This is a genomic window from Niabella agricola (genome assembly GCF_021538615.1).
Taxonomy (GTDB): Bacteria; Bacteroidota; Bacteroidia; order Chitinophagales; family Chitinophagaceae; genus Niabella; species Niabella agricola.
In genome coordinates, this window is record NZ_JAJHIZ010000003.1 from 1,576,057 (window position 1) to 1,592,178 (window position 16,122).

Sequence of the window (16,122 nt, forward strand, 5' to 3'; positions counted from 1 at the left end):
TATGGGTTAGAAGTCGACCTTTGCAAATGAAATATTCTTTTTGTATAGATAAGGAATGATCATGCTGCTGGATCCTACCTGCTTGCCATACCTGGGCATAAAGTTCACATATTTATCTTTTGCCTCGATCGGCTCAGCTTCGGTCATTTGACCATCTTCGGTAATGATCACATCATCGAGGTCGGAGATCTTGGCGGCTCTGTTCAATACAAAATGCATCCGGTCTCCATCTACCAGCACCTGGTAAGAAATGGTACCATCTGTTCCAACTTCCGACTGATTCTTGAAAATGATCTGTTCGAATGTACGATTGCCTTCTTTATCGAAAGAAAACACACCAATATTGCCTGCATTATAACGCGCATAGCCATCCCCATAGCCATAGCCGGTTCCCCACCAATAGCTCCGGTAAAAGAAAGGCGAGTAATAATAGTAAGGCGACCAGTATCCCCGACCCCAGGGGCCCCAGCCTCCCCAGCCTCCGTAAAAGCCATAAGGGCCGCCCCAGTAGTTCCACCGGTCCCACATCCCACCGGAGCTGGTCGTATAAAGCGCCTCTGCACCTATAGAAAAACCGCCGTTCTGATGAATGATAATGCTGTTGATGAACAGGTCATTAAATGCCGTTTTGCTTCCGCTTTTGCCGCCCATTTTTTTCCTTAGGTCATCGTTGAATGCCGTTTGGGTCTCAAAAAGCTTTTCCCGGCGGTCCAGGCTCAACGCATAGTTGTAAATACCTGTAATATTTCCCCGCTTTTGCTGGGCATAGAACGAACTCAAGAGGTAGCGGTTGTTGCCCTCGTCTATTTTCAGTTTTATATCGTCGAGGTATAAGGCATCTACCGAAAGCGGGTATTCGTTATAAATATCACTGTTTTCCGGTTTTACGATCAGTGCCGCCTCCTGGATGTTACCGCTGTTGAGCCGGTTATATTTCACAAAGGCAAAGTCGCCATTATTTGCCAGGCTGTAGCCACTCAGATAATCGCCGCCTTTAACCATGGATACTGTATAGCGGCTTTCCTTAACCAGGTTCAGTTCACCGTCGTAAAGCCGGGTCTTAAAAACATGGTGCGCGGGGTCTTTTTTATTGATCTTAAACAGGAGGATCTTGCCCCCGTCGCTGCTTTTTACCGAACTGTTGATTTTCCGGTCTGCCGTATAAGCGATAATCGTTGTGTCCAGGGTCACCGGCTCCTGGAGGACCCGGCCATTTGCTTCTATCCGCAGGGCATTGCAGTAAACAACATTCCCTTTCTGAAACTGGTACAGCAGGTACGCATAATTATGAAACGGGTAAAAAGTCAGGTCCAGCAGGTCTTTTTGTTTGGGGAGCACTGTTATGGGTACCGATTCCAGCAATTGCATGCTTTCATTAAAGACATTGATCTGGTGGTTCCCTTTCACCTCCTTGTAGATAAGATAATTGTTGGCCAGCTTTCCAATGATTTCAAAATTCATCCGCTGCACGTCCGCCTTATTTACATCGGCGTACACAATACTTTGAGCATTTGCAACGTTTATAAGGCTGAAACTAAGTAGTAACAGACTAAAAATCAATTTTTTCATACATTTTCAATATTCAATTATATAAAGTTACAGCTTTCTTTTAATACCCTGCCTGCTTTTAACAAAGGCCGTTACCAGGGGAAAAATATAGTGAAAGGCGGTAATAAAATAAGTTTTTTGTTTATTAATCTTTATTTAAACTTTGCTGCTTTATCGCAGAATAAAAGGACTCATAGCAAGTGAAAGCTTCCACAAACAAAATGACGGCCGCCGGCCTGCTAGTTGCATTGGGAATTATTTATGGTGACATCGGCACCTCCCCGCTCTACGTGTTTAATGCAATTATCGGGAACCGGGAGGTGAGCGAGTTGCTGGTAATCGGGTCGTTGTCCTGTATCATCTGGACCCTTACGCTACAAACCACGATCAAGTACGTAGTGCTCATTTTAAGGGCGGACAACCGGGGTGAGGGAGGTACTTTTGCCTTATTTGCCCTGGTCCGGCGGCGACGAAAATGGCTGGTCATTCCTGCCATGATTGGCGGTGCCGCCATGATCGCCGATGGCATCATTACCCCGCCTATGACCATCACTTCTGCGGTTGAAGGCCTTACCATTCTCCCCTCTCTCAGACACATGTCAACCAATACTACCGTAGTCATCGTCCTTTGCATTTTATCTGCTTTTTTCTTCCTGCAACAGTTCGGAACTGCTTCCATCGGTAAAATATTCGGGCCTGTCATGCTCCTTTGGTTTACCATGCTGGCCGTTTTCGGCTTGCTTCACCTGTTTGACGATCTTTCTATTTTCCGTGCGCTCAGCCCCCATTATGCCATTGATTTTCTGATCACCTACCCTCACGGCTTCTGGCTGCTGGGAGCCGTATTTCTCTGTACAACGGGAGGAGAAGCCCTTTACAGCGACCTGGGGCACTGCGGAAGGGAAAACATCCGGATATCCTGGATATATGTAAAATTCTGCCTGCTGTTAAACTATTTCGGACAGGGGGCCTATCTTTTATCACATCACAACGGGCTTACCATTACCGAATCCGTTAAAAAAACACTGGGCATCAATGCCTTTTTCAATTTAATGCCCGACTGGTTCATTGTACCCGGGGTAATCATTGCCACAACAGCCGCTATTATTGCCAGCCAGGCCATGATCTCCGGTGCCTATACCCTTATCAGTGAGGCCATGCGGCTGAACCTCTGGCCGAAGGTAAAAATACGCTACCCCTCGGAAGCCAAAGGGCAGCTGTTCATCCCGGCCATCAATACCCTGATGTTTGTGGGCTGTATTGGTGTGGTGCTTTATTTCCAGCAGTCTTCCCGTATGGAGGCCGCCTATGGTTTGGCCATTATCGTTACCATGATCACTACCACCATCCTCTTTGCCAATTACCTGGTGTTAAAAAGAGTACGGCCGGCGCTGGTTTATGTGTTTATCATCAGTTATTCTATCATTGAAATTGCCTACCTCATTGCGCTGCTGGAAAAATTTGCACATGGAGGTTTCTTTACCTTGTTGATCGGCGGAATCATGTTTGTAGTTATGTATGTATGGTACCGCGCGCGTAAGATCAAGAACCGCTACGTGGAATTTGTGCGTATGGAGCATTATATTCCCAAAATGCAGGAACTGAGCGCCGACCGTTCTATTGCCAAATATGCCACACATCTGATCTATCTGACCAGTGCCGATAATCCCAGGGAAATTGAGCATAAGATCATTTACTCCATCCTGAATAAGAAGCCCAAACGTGCCGACATTTATTGGTTTGTGCATGTAGATACGCTGGATGATCCGTACACGGCCGAATACAAGGTAGAACATATTATTCCCAACGATATTATCCGCATCGATTTCCGGCTGGGTTTCCGTATACAGCCGCGGATCAATATTATGTTTAAGAAAGTGGTGGAAGACCTGGTAGTAAATAATGAAGTAAACATCATCAGCCGTTACGAAAGCCTGGCAAGCAGCAATACGGTAGGTGATTTCCAGTTTATGGTGATGGAAAAATATCTCAGCCCGGATAATGACCTGCCCTTTATAGAGAAGATCATCATGAAGCTGCATTTCCTCATCAAACAGATCAGTCTGTCTGAAGAAAAAGGCTTTGGGCTGGATCTTTCCAATGTAACCGTAGAAAAATTCCCGTTGATTGTGGCGCCGGTTACCAGCGTTAAACTCAACAGGATCCAGGACCCGGAGTGATCAAGATTTGTTTCAGGTGGCGGGTCTGATTCGGCTTTATGCCTGATGTAAGACGTTAAATATTAGATACCAGATTCCAGACACCAGGTGTCTATCGTTAGTATCTAGTGTGTAACGTCTCTATTGAATCGATTGGAGGAGGTTTACTGAAGCAGGAACGGCATCTTCACTTTTACATTTAATATTTCTCATTGGATATTTTACATTTCCGAATGGAGGGTTTGAGATTGGGTCGGATTTTATCCATCATGTACTTAACTCCTCTCTGCTGGCTACTCGCCATTCCCTAACTTTACATTTCCAAATTCTACAAGGCGTATGCCTCACCCAATCGGGATCACATTCGGTGATGGCTTTTTCTTTAACTGCTCCGGCACTGCCAGCAGGATCTCTTCCCGGAGGGCCTTTACCAGCTTCTCCTTTAAAAAATCGCGGTGTACCGCAAGGCTTACTTCCCGCACCGGCACCGGTTTTTTAAAATGGCGGATCAGCTGCTGCTGGTTTTTGGGCATCTGAAGGGTTACCAGTTCGGGCACAATCGTAACCCCATCGCTGATCTCAACCATCCGTTTCAGGGTCTCCAGGCTGCCTGCCTCATATTCTAAACCGGAATGTTCGCGGCTTTGTTTTTGCAATTCACAGATGGAAAGAATCTGCGAGCGGAAACAATGCCCTTCCTCCAGCAGCCAAAGTTTGCTGGTATCAATATCCTTTGGAAGGAGGTATTGTTTTTCATAAGCCCGGTTCTTTTTAGAGGTAAACACCATGAGTTCTTCATAAAATAAAACATGCTCTGTAATGCCGGCTTCATTTAATGGTGTTACCAGGATCCCTGCATCTATTTTTTCATCCTTCAGGTAAGACACAATGTGTTCCGTCATCAGTTCATGGATGATCAGTTTGATGTCGGGATACTTTTTTATAAAAGCAGGTACAAAAATTGGAAGCAGGTACGGTGCCAGTGTGGGAATGATCCCGATGCGCAGCTGCCCGGATATTTTTCCCTTCTGATCCTCAATAAAGCGGTTCAGCTCGTTGCGGGCATGCAGCACACGCCGGGCATGTTCCAGCACTCCCTGTCCGGTAGATGTAGGCACTACCGGCAGCTTGCTGCGGTCAAAGATCTTCACCCCCAGCTCCTCTTCCAGTTTCTGTATCTGCATACTCAGTGTGGGTTGGGTAATATAACAGGAATCCGCGGCCTTTATAAAATTCCGGTGTGTATCCACGGCCAGTATGTATTCCAGTTGCTGCAGGGTCATACGCTATCGGTTTTGTCGATAAAAATAAGAAATTTATTGATTTTGGCTATAACTACACCGCGTCACTGAAATGCAACTTTCCTCACTTTGGTCTTTAATCATTGATAAACGCCACCTTTTTTTCACCGGTTCTGTCACCACCAGCAGACCACTATAGTTCTTCCAGTAACACTTTTTCATCCACGGTTAGCTGGTACTGCCCCCCCACTTTTAGGGCATAATTTTCATTGTTGTGACTCACCGGAAAGTCGAAACAAACCGGGTAATTGTATTCTTTTACTTTATCCCAAAGCAAGTCCTTAAGCGCTTCCCCAAATGGCCTTGTTGTATCCTGCAGATCGGTAAAACCGCCAAAAATCATCCCTGCCAGCCCGCTTAATTTTCCACTGCGTTTCAGCTGGTACAGCATACGGTCGATATTGTATTTCTGCTCGCCGATGTCTTCTATAAAAAGAATCTTTCCCCGCGTTGGCACATCGGACCGGGTACCGATCATATTTACCAGCAATGACAGGTTTCCTCCAACCAGGTGCCCGGTAGCTGTTCCCGGCCGATTGTATCTGGATCCCGGAACGGTATAGGAGGCCTTTATTCCGTCAAGCGCTTGTCGCAACGATCGCACATACCGGTTCCTGTACCCGTTATCATTAAAGGCCGCCGCCATGGGTGCATGCAGCCCGGCAATTCCGAAATTGCGGTAAATATGATTGTGAAATATTGTAATATCGCTGTATCCGATCACCCATTTCGGGTTTTTCCGGAATTTCTTAAAGTCGATCTGGTCAATAATACGTCCCGTACCATAACCGCCCCGGCCACAAAGCACTGCCTTTATGCCGTCATCATCCAGCATCCGTTGCAGGTCCTGCAGGCGTTCTGCGTCAGTTCCGGAGAAATAGGTATCCGAATCTCCGCCAAGGGAGGTACCGGTCTTCACGTTGTAACCCCATTGTTTTAGAGTTTTGATGCAGGTTTCGGCCTTTGCCGCATCCATGTATCCTGCCGGGCATACGATTCCGATGGTATCGCCCTTTTTCAAATACGGGGGTAATATTATACGCATACACAAATTATTTTATATACTGGTTAGCGTGGCACCGCCCGCAGTAACCGTTAGCTGATGCCTGGTGCCGCAACGCAACGCGTAATTATCGACCTGGTGACCGACCGGAAAATCAAAACAAACCGGATAACGATGCTCCTTTACTTTTTCCAGTACAATGTCATAAATACTTTTCCCAAACTGTTCGTCAACCGGATCCTGTTTTACCTTTATTCCACCCACGATCAGCGCCGCCAGCCGCGCCAGCTTACCGGTGCGTTTCAGGTTCCAGAACATGCGGTCGATGCTATATAAGTACTCGCCCGTATCTTCCACAAACAGGATTTTACCGTCTGTATCCATATCAGAGGCAGACCCCGCAAGGCTTTCAAGAGTTTTGAGGTTTCCCCCAACCAGCACACCGGCAGCTGTTCCCGGGCGATTAAGACTGTTGAATGCTTCTGCGGTATAATGCATTTCCTCGCCGGTAAGGGCCTTCCGGATCGATTCAATCGTATCTTTCTGCAGCGGATCTGCCGTATCCCATACATCCGGGAAGCTGTTACACATTTTTGAATGAATGGAAGCGATGCCGAAATTTTGCTGAATATGTGCGTGCAGCACGGTAATATCACTAAACCCGATGAGCCATTTGGGACGTGCTTTGAACCGGTCCCAGTTGAGCCCATCTACAATCCGTACCGATCCATAGCCTCCGCGGGCGCACATGATAGCCTTTACCTGCGGATCATCCAGCATTTTCTGAAGGTCCTCCATCCGTTCTGCATCGGTTCCTCCAAATGTAAAATCCCGCCGGCCAATGGTGTAACCTGCCCGTATCTTAAATCCCCATTGCTGCATCAGGGTTGCAGCCGGGATGATGCCCTCCCTCAAAATAAACCCGGCCGGAGCGGTAATGCCGATCATATCGCCCGGCTTTAGATAAGGTGGAATGATTTCTTTATTATCCGTTGTTGATACATGGGCACGGGCTATTGCCGGCATTCCTGCTGCGGCCAACAAAGTCATTGATGATTGAACAAAGGTTTTACGGTTCATGACCGCTAAGATAGGGGATGTTTAACATCAAATACTAAATACAAAATCTCAAATTCCAAAAATCAAATTCCAAATTTGCGGGCATGACATACGGGCTTGCGGAAATGGGGAGCTGTGAAAATGTGAAGTTGCAGTTCCTGCTCTGTAATTTGCGCTCTGATCGATATTCGATAAACGTTAGACGATATATCTGGTATCTAATAGCTAAACTAAAACGGATCTGACCCGCCACGGCGGGCGGGCCTGGAACCTTAAACTTTAAACATAACCCTAATAAGCCCGTCAGGCATTGGACACATCTGATGTGGGCCCGGTGGCTATAGGCGTTGAAGATGGAATATGAAACCGCTCTCCTGTAAGCCGGGTCACTACCATGGCCGCCACGGTATTTCCTGTGGCATTGAGAACGGTGGCCAACGGATCTACAAGAGTGCCGATGATCATTACGGCCGGTATTGCCTCGGTGGGCAGGTGATAGGCCGAGATCATCAGCAACTCGCCGATATAGCCTCCATTCGGAATGCCGCCTTCCACCATACTGCATAATATGGTAATGCCCAGCGCCAGCAACAGGTGCTGCGGATCAAAAAAATCCCATCCCAGCATCTGGAATACTACATAAATTTTTACAATGGCAGAGATCGATGAGCCGTTCTTATGCAAGGTTGTACCCAGCGGGATGACCACATTGGCAATGGAAGCCGGAATGCCAATGCGCTCGGCGGCAACCAGGTTAGCCGGCATAGTGGCCAGGCTGCTGCAGGTGCTTACAGCAGTAAGGGATGGAACGATATTGTTTTTCCAGAACAAGTGTATTCCCCGGGGACCATTGGCAGCAAATGCATACAGCGTAAAAAAAATAAAAAAGTACAGCACACTGGTTCCATAATACAACGCCATGGGTTTTGCATAAAAGCCAAACAACTGTGGCCCCAGGTCGGCTGCCTGGTAGGCAATATACGCACCCAGCCCTACCGGTGCCCCCTTCATGATCAGCAGCAGCAGGCTTTTCATCACTTCATTTGCCGCTACCAGAAATTCATAAAAAGGTTTGGCCACTGGTCCTGATTTACGGACAGCCGTACCCAGCAACAGCGAAAACACAAGCAATGCCAGCATGTTTTGCCGCGATAACAACTGGTAAAATTCCCCTACTGTAAAAAAAGAAACCAGGCGCTCTCCCCAGGTTTTATGATCGCCCTCTCCGATGCCAATCCCCGGTTGCTGTGCCGTTGGGGATATTGATAACGGAAACAGCCAGGCCATTAGTATCGTAAACAATGCAGCCAACACTACAAATACCAGGAAAGTGAGCGCCATCGTTCCCAATACTCGCCCCAGCCGGTTCTTTTGCTCAATAGCAGCAACGGATATGGCAATAGCAAAAAATACCAGGGGCACTACTGTGACAAAAAGCAGGTTTAGGAACACATCTCCCAGGGGCTTCAGAACAGCCACTGAACCCGGAAAGCAAACACCGATAACGCCTCCTGTAAGCATCCCACCCAATAATAGAATAATACCGGAATAGCTGTTCCATAATTGTTGCCTGGAAATTTTTGTCATAATACGGGTCTCCGTCTATAAAAATAGAAAAAATCGCTGTTATTACCCTCTCTTCCGGAAGGCATCTAAAATTGACGGCGCCCGCAGTACACCGAGGTTGAATACGGGTCCCGGAATGTGAGCGGCCTGTTGTAATAATGCCTAGCGCTGCGCTGCGCGCGTTCTAAATTTCACCGTATAGGGTTTTAAAAAGAAGCCTTCCGCAGAAGCAAAATTCCGCTCACTCACCCGGATCTCATATTCCCGGCCGGGCCTGAGATCCAGCTGCAACGTAAAAGCGGTGCCATCTGCAGAAAAGCCGGTAATGCCCGTCACAGGCCAGGTTTCTTTTCCTTTTTCACCAGGCGTAACGGAGTAACGTCTTTTATCCATTGGAGCCGAAAAAAGAATGTGTATTTCTTTAACCGCAGGGTCTACCAGGGTATCACCGTTTACAAAGGGTGCAGTTCCTGTTACCATGGGTCTTTTAGCCTCGTAGGCCTGAACCAGCTGCGTTTTATAAAGCGGCTCCTTAAAATATTGCGATTTTCGCAGAAAGGCTTCCACGGCAGCGGTATCCGAGTAATCCAGTTCTATGATCTCTCTTAACGCCTGTTGTTTATTGACGGCTATTTTATAGTATTGTTTGCAGATTGTGTAGCCCATAAAATAACCGAGATCCGCTACCGTAGCCGCACTTGAGGCATTGTACAACCAGTTACCTGAGGCGGGGCTGAACATTTCAGTTTTAAACTGTGCTTTTAATTCGGTTTCGTGCGCTCTCCCGTAAACGATATAGTTATTCTGCAACAGCCGGCCCATTACCAGTTCTGTAACAAAATCGCAGGCACCCTCCATAATGCAATCTCCAAGCAGGTTTACGGCCTCGCCGCGTTGCTGCGTGTGTACATATTCGTGCACGTTCAGCGATACGATATTGTCTAACCGCTGGCTCCGGAACACATCGGTCAGCCATTTCCATTTTTCCGGAAATTCAGACACGTCGGTCGACGGTCCCGCCGCTGCGATCTCTGTACCTACCAGTACCAGGTCATTCATAGTGGTGCCGCCGGAACGGAATCCGCCGATGGTGAAATACATTTTTGCGGGCCGTAGCTGCGGGTACAGGCGCTTAAATTTCTGGATGCTGGTTTCTATGTCGCCTGCCTTGGACTTTACCGTATTGGTGGCCGGCCGTATCGAATTCCAGAACCGGGGATAATTCCGGATCAGGCTTACCCATAGCGGCGCCGAGTAGTCGCGGGCCTTCATGAACGCAAGGAGGCCTTCGGTGCCCTTGTCGACATACAGCGTCTGAACAAAATGAAGTTGTTTCAAACTGTCGGTCGTTGTGCGGCAACTGTCATAGGCCGTCCAGAAATGATCAATATCCTCGGTAAAGACCTTTTGCGCATTCGGTTGTGCAGCGGCGTTAAAAAGTAATAAGACGCAGCAACTCACCAGCACTATCCCTTTTTTTATATTTTGAATTTCGAACGGCATCATTTTTCAAAAATAAGCAGAAATTATAGCCAACCGCTCATGTAAGCGGACCGAAGGGTTGGCTGGTTCAATAAAATCCGTATCTTTGCCACTCACCTATAATCATCTAACAAACACATGTAATCGATTCTTTCTTTTAAGATCATAAGAACGGGCACTCCCGGGGGAGCCGCCGAATTACTCCATCCTTAAAGAAAGAAACATGTTGACGCTTCATAACCTATCCTACGTCCACCCGGACAAAGAGCCATTATTCAGCAATATTCATCTCACGGTAAACAGGGGCGATAAAATCGCTTTAACCGGTAACAATGGTGCGGGTAAATCGACCCTGCTACGGGTGATCGCCGGCCTGCTGCCACCATCGGGCGGACATATTTATGCCGATGTTACGCCTTACTATGTTCCGCAGGCGTTCGGACAATATGATCATTACACCATGGCACAGGCCCTGGGCATTGAAAAAAAATGGGCCGCCCTGCGGGAGATCCTCAATGGCAACACGTCAGAAGCATATTTTACCGCGCTTGATGATGACTGGACGATTGAGGAGCGAAGCCGTGAAGCGTTACAGCAATGGCAACTGGACGAACCGGATCTTTCCCGGCAGCTATCTACGCTGAGCGGCGGTCAAAAGACCAAACTGTTCCTGGCCGGAATGACCATTCACCGTTCCGGCATCCTGTTGCTCGACGAGCCCAGCAATCACCTTGATATTGCCGGCAGGCAGCAGTTATATCAATTTATTGAATCTGCTCCCGCCACCATCATCCTGGTGAGTCATGACCGGAAGCTCCTGAACCGTTTAGATACCGTATGTGAGCTGGACAAACGTGGCCTGACCGTTTATGGCGGTAACTACGACTTTTATACCACTCAGAAACAAGCCGAACAACAGGCCCTGAGCCAGGATATACAAAGCAAGGAAAAAGCGCTCCGTAAGGCAAAAGAGAAAGAGCGTGAGACCCTGGAACGCCAGCAAAAACTGGATGCTCGGGGAAAAGGAAAACAGGAAAAAGCCGGTGTGGCCCGCATTATGATGAATACGCTCCGGAATAGTGCAGAGCAAAGCACCTCAAAACTCAAACAGGTACATGCCGAAAAGATCGGCGGCATCTCGCAGGAATTGCAGGAACTGCGTGCGGCATTACCAGATATTGACAAAATGAAATTTGGCTTTGAGCATGCCACACTGCATAAGGGGAAGGTGCTCTTTTCCGCTGAGGGAATTAACTACAGCTATGGATCGCATCCGCTGTGGAAGGAACCACTGACCCTCCAGATCAGCAGCGGGGAACGGATCGCGCTAAAAGGACTGAACGGGTCCGGCAAAACCACGCTGATCCGGCTGATTACCGGTGCTATTGCACCCACTACGGGCACCATTCACAGAATCGACATTTCATCCGTTTATATCGACCAGGACTATGCTCTTGTTCACAACGATCGCAGCGTTTACGAGCAGGCACAGCAGTTTAACACCGGCGACTTGCAGGAGCACGAGATTAAGATCCGGCTCAGCAGGTTCCTGTTTACCTCCGAATACTGGACTAAACCTTGCAACCAGCTAAGCGGCGGGGAACGGATGCGGCTTCTGCTTTGTTGTCTTACCATCAGCAGCCAGGCCCCGGATATCATTATCCTGGATGAGCCAACGAATAACCTGGATTTACAAAATATCGGGATCCTGACCGCCGCCGTGAATGCCTACCAGGGCACGTTGATTGTTGTGTCGCATGATGAGGATTTCCTGGAACAGGTTCATATTGAACGGTCAATATGGCTAGTCTCCTGAAACGGCTTCCCTCTTACGGAAATCGGAGGTCAGCATTCCTGAAAATCCCCAGTTGTCTGATTCAATTTCCTGGATCACGATGTGAATGTGTTCCGGCTTTTTTCCCAAAACAAGGACCAGGGTTTGGGTAAACTGTTGTACGATCTGTTCTTTCTGAGCACGGGAAATACCCGGTGTAACCTGTAAATTGATATATGGCATAATAAAAATGATACATCCTGCAGCCTCGGCTTTAAAACGGCTTACTCAAAATATTAAATGATCTCCCAATCTTCGATCTCCCCCGGTACTACCTCAAACAACCGGTTCACCTCAATATTCCTGCAGTTTTGAAGCTGTTTGAACTTTTGAGGATCTCTCGTTTCCAACTTTTTCAGCAAGTGCCGGAACTCATAGTTCAGTTGCCCCTCCTGCACCCTGATCCGGACCCCCGGGGATGTACGGCCAATCTTTGTTTGATCGAACCGATACCCTCTGCTTAATGCTTCTTCGTATATGGTTATGAGATACGCGTTGATGGCTGCTACGGGTTGCTTCAGGGCTTTAAAGCGGTTTAACTGCGGATGATTTTTGTATCCTACCGTCCGGCCTTCCAGTACATGTTTGGCAAGAAGTGTTTCCCGCCACAATGCCACTATTCCTTTTGCATCCAGGTACTTTGGATGTAATGACCAGATCCGCATATTTCTATGATTTAAATTCCCCGCAGGCCGGTAAAACCAGGCAGTTCCGGCAAATATAAATTAAGGCCGGTTCCTGCTACTCCCAAATGCATTGGTTTTTTTATGGAAACCGCGTTGCGTTGAGTGGCCTTAAAAAATTATTTAATTTATTAATAAAAACATTATTTATATATGAAAATTTTCGTACCTTTATACCAGTGTTTTTCATAGGTTAGCAACGGCCAGCTCTTTTTAGGGCAGGCCTTTTTTATATTCAGCTGATTTTCAGGTCGTTGATTTACCCTCATCCTTCCTTTTTATTTTTCTGTTTGAGGATTTCGTTATAAGCAGCCAGCAGCGCTTCGGTTACCAGTTCGATAGCCACACCATCCAGTTCGAATGTTGTAGCACCTTTCTCGCCCCATTTGTTGGGCACCGGATAGATATATTTTGCATCCATTTGGCAAAAGAGTGCCTGCTCTTCCCTGTTTAAAAAAATATTGGCGGTGTTATTTTTGTCAAGATATGTTGCAAACATCCGTTTGCCAATTACTTTAAAGCCGGTACGATCGAAATGCGGCCGGGCTTCCGTTCCCGGAAAAGAAAGAGCCAGGTTTGCAAATGCTTTTTCCGTTATCATTATATATTTTTTATAGTTCCATTTACCGGTGCCTGGGTCAGCTGTATCATACAGCGTATGTCTTCGCCACACGATCGATATTGAAAATACAAAACTTTTTCTGCTTATGGCCGGTGCAATGAATTCCGGAGAGGGCGTTAATGATCCGCTGATGCGCACAGGTGCTCCCGTACCGGTTTGTACCAACGGTACCGGCCATTTTACGCATGGTTCCTCCGGTCCGATACGGGCTTTTCATTATATTTACCGTTCTTTTTGATCCATACTATTAAATACGTTCTTTTAACAATGAAAAAATATTCCGGCCTGCTGCTGGCTCTTGGTTTTTATCTTCAGTCCGATGCACAACAGGTTACCATTTCGGGGGTCGTAGCGGATAGTGCCACACATGCCCCGCTGGAAGCGGCCTCCGTCATTTCATACCACAACAACCAGGCAGGTCCTGCCGTTGCTTCTCAAAACAACGGCCGCTTTACAATCCGTATTCCATCCGGTGAACATGCCACCCTGCTGGTATCCCACAATGGCTACCAGGCCAGGAAACTTGAGCTGTCTTCCTCACCGGCCCAAATACCAGATACCATTTACCTGCAACCCGTTACCACATCCCTGGAAGCAGTCATCGTACGGGGGAAGAAGCCCCCGGTATCTTTTAAGGTAGACCGCCAGGTGTACCATGCCGGGCAATTCGGTAACGCCGCTTCCGGAACGGGAGTAGACGTCATCCGGAACCTACCCTCCGTTTCCGTAAATGCGCTTGGAGAAATCAGTTTCAGGGGCTCTTCCAGCTTTTTGGTACTGATCAATGGCAAACCCGCGCAGGGTGACCCGGCAACCGTATTGAGCCAGCTGCCCGCCGCCGCCATCGAAAATATCGAAGTCATTACCAGTCCTTCCGCCGCCTATGATGCCGATGGCAAAGCCGGCATCATCAACGTGGTGACTAAAACGGGAGTTGAGGATGGGTGGATGCTGCAATCCAGCCTGATGTACGGTATGCCTCCTGTTAATGATTTTGACAATGCGCATCATCCGCAACGGTTTGGAGCCGATATCAGCGCCGGCTACCGCAAAAACAAATGGGATATCAGCGGCGGACTGAACTATCTGCGGAATGATATTGCAGGCTACCGCGAAGGAGATGTATACACCCTCCGCGACGGCATTAAAACCGCGTTTCCGTCAAACGGAGAACGGAGCTTTAAACGCTATAATTACGGAGGCCGGTTTGCCGCCAGTTACCAGGCAAATGCCCGTAACCTCATTAGTGCCGGGTTTTATATGGGTAAGAAATTCCAGTCGCGGGAGGCCGACTTGCTCTACCACAATTATCGCCAACAGGTGCAAACCGGTGAAGTATTTGCCCCCTTTACTTATTATAATGCCAATACCCAGGAAAAAGAAGGCCTGTTCAGCCTTGCAAACCTGGATTACACCCATCACTTCAGTAAAACCTCCGGCATTACGGTTTCTGCGCTCTATGAGCATGCCGGCCTGTCGGGCAATACCTATAACAGGAACCTTTACTATCCCAACACCTCCGATACCCTGCAGTTTACACATAACCCCAATAGTAATCCGCTGAACGCCTTCCGCATCAAAGCAGATTATACACAAAAAATAGGCGCACAGCATACCCTTCAGGGAGGGTATCAGCTCCGGTACGACCTGCAGGACGGCACTTTTACCTATTACACAAAAATCCTTGGAACGCCAGATTATGCGATCGATCCCGAGTTTACCAGTCGTGTTAAAACCGTTAACCGCATTCATGCAGGATACGTGCAGTTAAACGGACAGGCCCGGAAATTGAATTATAACCTGGGCGCCCGGCTGGAATACTCTGAACGGGATCTGGACTTTTCCAAAGACGAGGCAAAGCAACAGCTGGTGCTGAATAATTTCTTTCCGGCCGCACAGTTCCGGTATACACTTACGGATCACGCTACATTAAAAGCAGGTTATAACCGCAGGATCAAGCGTACCAACAACTACGAGCTCAATCCGTTTCCGGAGCGGGAGCATTCTGAAACACTGGAACAGGGTGATCCGCACTTATTGCCGGAGCTAACGGGCACTTATGAACTGGGATGGGAACAAAAACTAGGGTCCGGGTCCTTTTTCCTGACCCTGTACCACCAGCGGATCCTGAACCCCATCCAGCGGGTGAATAAAGTATATAACGATTCCATCCTTAACCGGGTATTTACCAATGCCGGAAAAGCTTTTCAAACCGGGCTGGAAACCAATCTCAGTATTACCGTTACGCCCTGGTGGCAGTGCGTATTGGGCGGCAATCTGTACAAATACAAAATTGCTGGTGAAATTTTTAACGGTACCCTGCCGGTTTCCAACAGCAGCTGGGTATACGCAGTCAATACCAGTCAAAACGTTACGCTTCCGGCCGACTGGCTGCTGCAGTTAAGCGTGAACTATCTTTCTGAACGCGTAACTGCGCAGGGCGAAGACAGCCGTTTTTTAACTCCCCATTTTACAGTCAAAAAAACAACAAAAGATAAACGATGGTATTTCCAGATGCAATGGCTGAATATCGACGCCGGAATGAAGGAATCGAACCGTCAGCGCATCACTACCTACGGTGCGAATTTTTATACGACCACCAATTATATTTACGAACCCGACCAGTTCCAGCTCTCTGTAGGCTTTAATCTTTCCCGCCGTAACCGGAAGATTAATCTGCCTCAAAGTGAAATGGGTGAGAAAGAGTTTTAGCGGCAGCGCACGGGGCGGCATCCATCCACCTCCGTCATGTCGCCGGATCGACCGGGATTGTTTCGGTATCTGTGCAAGACTACGTGGATGTTAACCCATGCTTGTTATGGCTACATCGATTCGGCCGCTTGTAAAAAAACTTTTGATATCCGG

At 47.8% G+C, this 16,122-nt stretch carries 13 protein-coding genes; 3 read left to right on the forward strand and 10 right to left on the reverse strand.

Annotated features, from left to right (window positions below; translation table 11 throughout):
• Positions 1-6 precede the first annotated feature (6 nt).
• Positions 7-1,569 carry a hypothetical protein gene (locus tag LL912_RS11995; protein ID WP_235553809.1) on the reverse strand — a complete coding sequence of 521 codons (1,563 nt, stop codon included), beginning with the start codon at positions 1,567-1,569 and terminating at the stop codon, positions 7-9.
• Between the two features lie 179 nt (positions 1,570-1,748).
• On the opposite strand from LL912_RS11995, the gene LL912_RS12000 reads away from it, so the two are divergent.
• On the forward strand, positions 1,749-3,728 hold the full coding sequence (locus LL912_RS12000) for a KUP/HAK/KT family potassium transporter (protein ID WP_406603610.1): 1,980 nt from the start codon (positions 1,749-1,751) through the stop codon (positions 3,726-3,728).
• Positions 3,729-4,051: 323 nt separating this feature from the next.
• Here LL912_RS12000 and LL912_RS12005 read toward each other — a convergent pair whose 3' ends face one another.
• The 5 genes from LL912_RS12005 to LL912_RS12025 all read right to left on the reverse strand — a co-directional run bounded on the left by LL912_RS12005 (position 4,052) and on the right by LL912_RS12025 (position 10,142).
• On the reverse strand, positions 4,052-4,990 hold the full coding sequence (locus LL912_RS12005; protein ID WP_235553810.1) for a hydrogen peroxide-inducible genes activator: 939 nt from the start codon (positions 4,988-4,990) through the stop codon (positions 4,052-4,054).
• A gap of 151 nt (positions 4,991-5,141) precedes the next feature.
• Positions 5,142-6,053: a S66 peptidase family protein gene (locus tag LL912_RS12010; protein ID WP_235553811.1), complete on the reverse strand. Its 912-nt coding sequence runs from the start codon at positions 6,051-6,053 to the stop codon at positions 5,142-5,144.
• A 12-nt stretch (positions 6,054-6,065) separates the two neighbouring features.
• Entirely contained in the window at positions 6,066-7,061 is a 996-nt protein-coding gene (locus LL912_RS12015; protein WP_235553812.1) for a S66 peptidase family protein, read from the reverse strand.
• Positions 7,062-7,373: 312 nt separating this feature from the next.
• On the reverse strand, positions 7,374-8,657 hold the full coding sequence (locus LL912_RS12020; protein WP_235553813.1) for a dicarboxylate/amino acid:cation symporter: 1,284 nt from the start codon (positions 8,655-8,657) through the stop codon (positions 7,374-7,376).
• A gap of 141 nt (positions 8,658-8,798) precedes the next feature.
• Complete coding sequence (locus LL912_RS12025) at positions 8,799-10,142, reverse strand: hypothetical protein (protein WP_235553814.1); 1,344 nt, start codon at positions 10,140-10,142, stop codon at positions 8,799-8,801.
• A gap of 199 nt (positions 10,143-10,341) precedes the next feature.
• On the opposite strand from LL912_RS12025, the gene LL912_RS12030 reads away from it, so the two are divergent.
• Complete coding sequence (locus LL912_RS12030; RefSeq protein WP_235553815.1) at positions 10,342-11,934, forward strand: ABC-F family ATP-binding cassette domain-containing protein; 1,593 nt, start codon at positions 10,342-10,344, stop codon at positions 11,932-11,934.
• Here the strand turns inward: LL912_RS12030 and LL912_RS12035 are convergent.
• The 4 genes from LL912_RS12035 to LL912_RS12050 all read right to left on the reverse strand — a co-directional run bounded on the left by LL912_RS12035 (position 11,923) and on the right by LL912_RS12050 (position 13,474).
• Positions 11,923-12,135 carry a tautomerase family protein gene (locus LL912_RS12035; protein ID WP_235553816.1) on the reverse strand — a complete coding sequence of 71 codons (213 nt, stop codon included), beginning with the start codon at positions 12,133-12,135 and terminating at the stop codon, positions 11,923-11,925. The two genes, LL912_RS12030 and LL912_RS12035, sit on opposite strands and share 12 nt — an antisense overlap.
• 53 nt (positions 12,136-12,188) lie before the next feature.
• Positions 12,189-12,617 (reverse strand): pyrimidine dimer DNA glycosylase/endonuclease V, encoded by a 429-nt coding sequence (locus LL912_RS12040; protein ID WP_235553817.1) that lies wholly within the window; start codon positions 12,615-12,617, stop codon positions 12,189-12,191.
• Between the two features lie 283 nt (positions 12,618-12,900).
• Complete coding sequence (locus LL912_RS12045; RefSeq protein WP_235553818.1) at positions 12,901-13,236, reverse strand: MmcQ/YjbR family DNA-binding protein; 336 nt, start codon at positions 13,234-13,236, stop codon at positions 12,901-12,903.
• A 46-nt stretch (positions 13,237-13,282) separates the two neighbouring features.
• Entirely contained in the window at positions 13,283-13,474 is a 192-nt protein-coding gene (locus tag LL912_RS12050) for a hypothetical protein (protein ID WP_235553819.1), read from the reverse strand.
• A gap of 50 nt (positions 13,475-13,524) precedes the next feature.
• On the opposite strand from LL912_RS12050, the gene LL912_RS12055 reads away from it, so the two are divergent.
• Positions 13,525-15,969: an outer membrane beta-barrel family protein gene (locus LL912_RS12055; protein ID WP_235553820.1), complete on the forward strand. Its 2,445-nt coding sequence runs from the start codon at positions 13,525-13,527 to the stop codon at positions 15,967-15,969.
• The last annotated feature ends 153 nt before the right edge of the window (positions 15,970-16,122 follow it).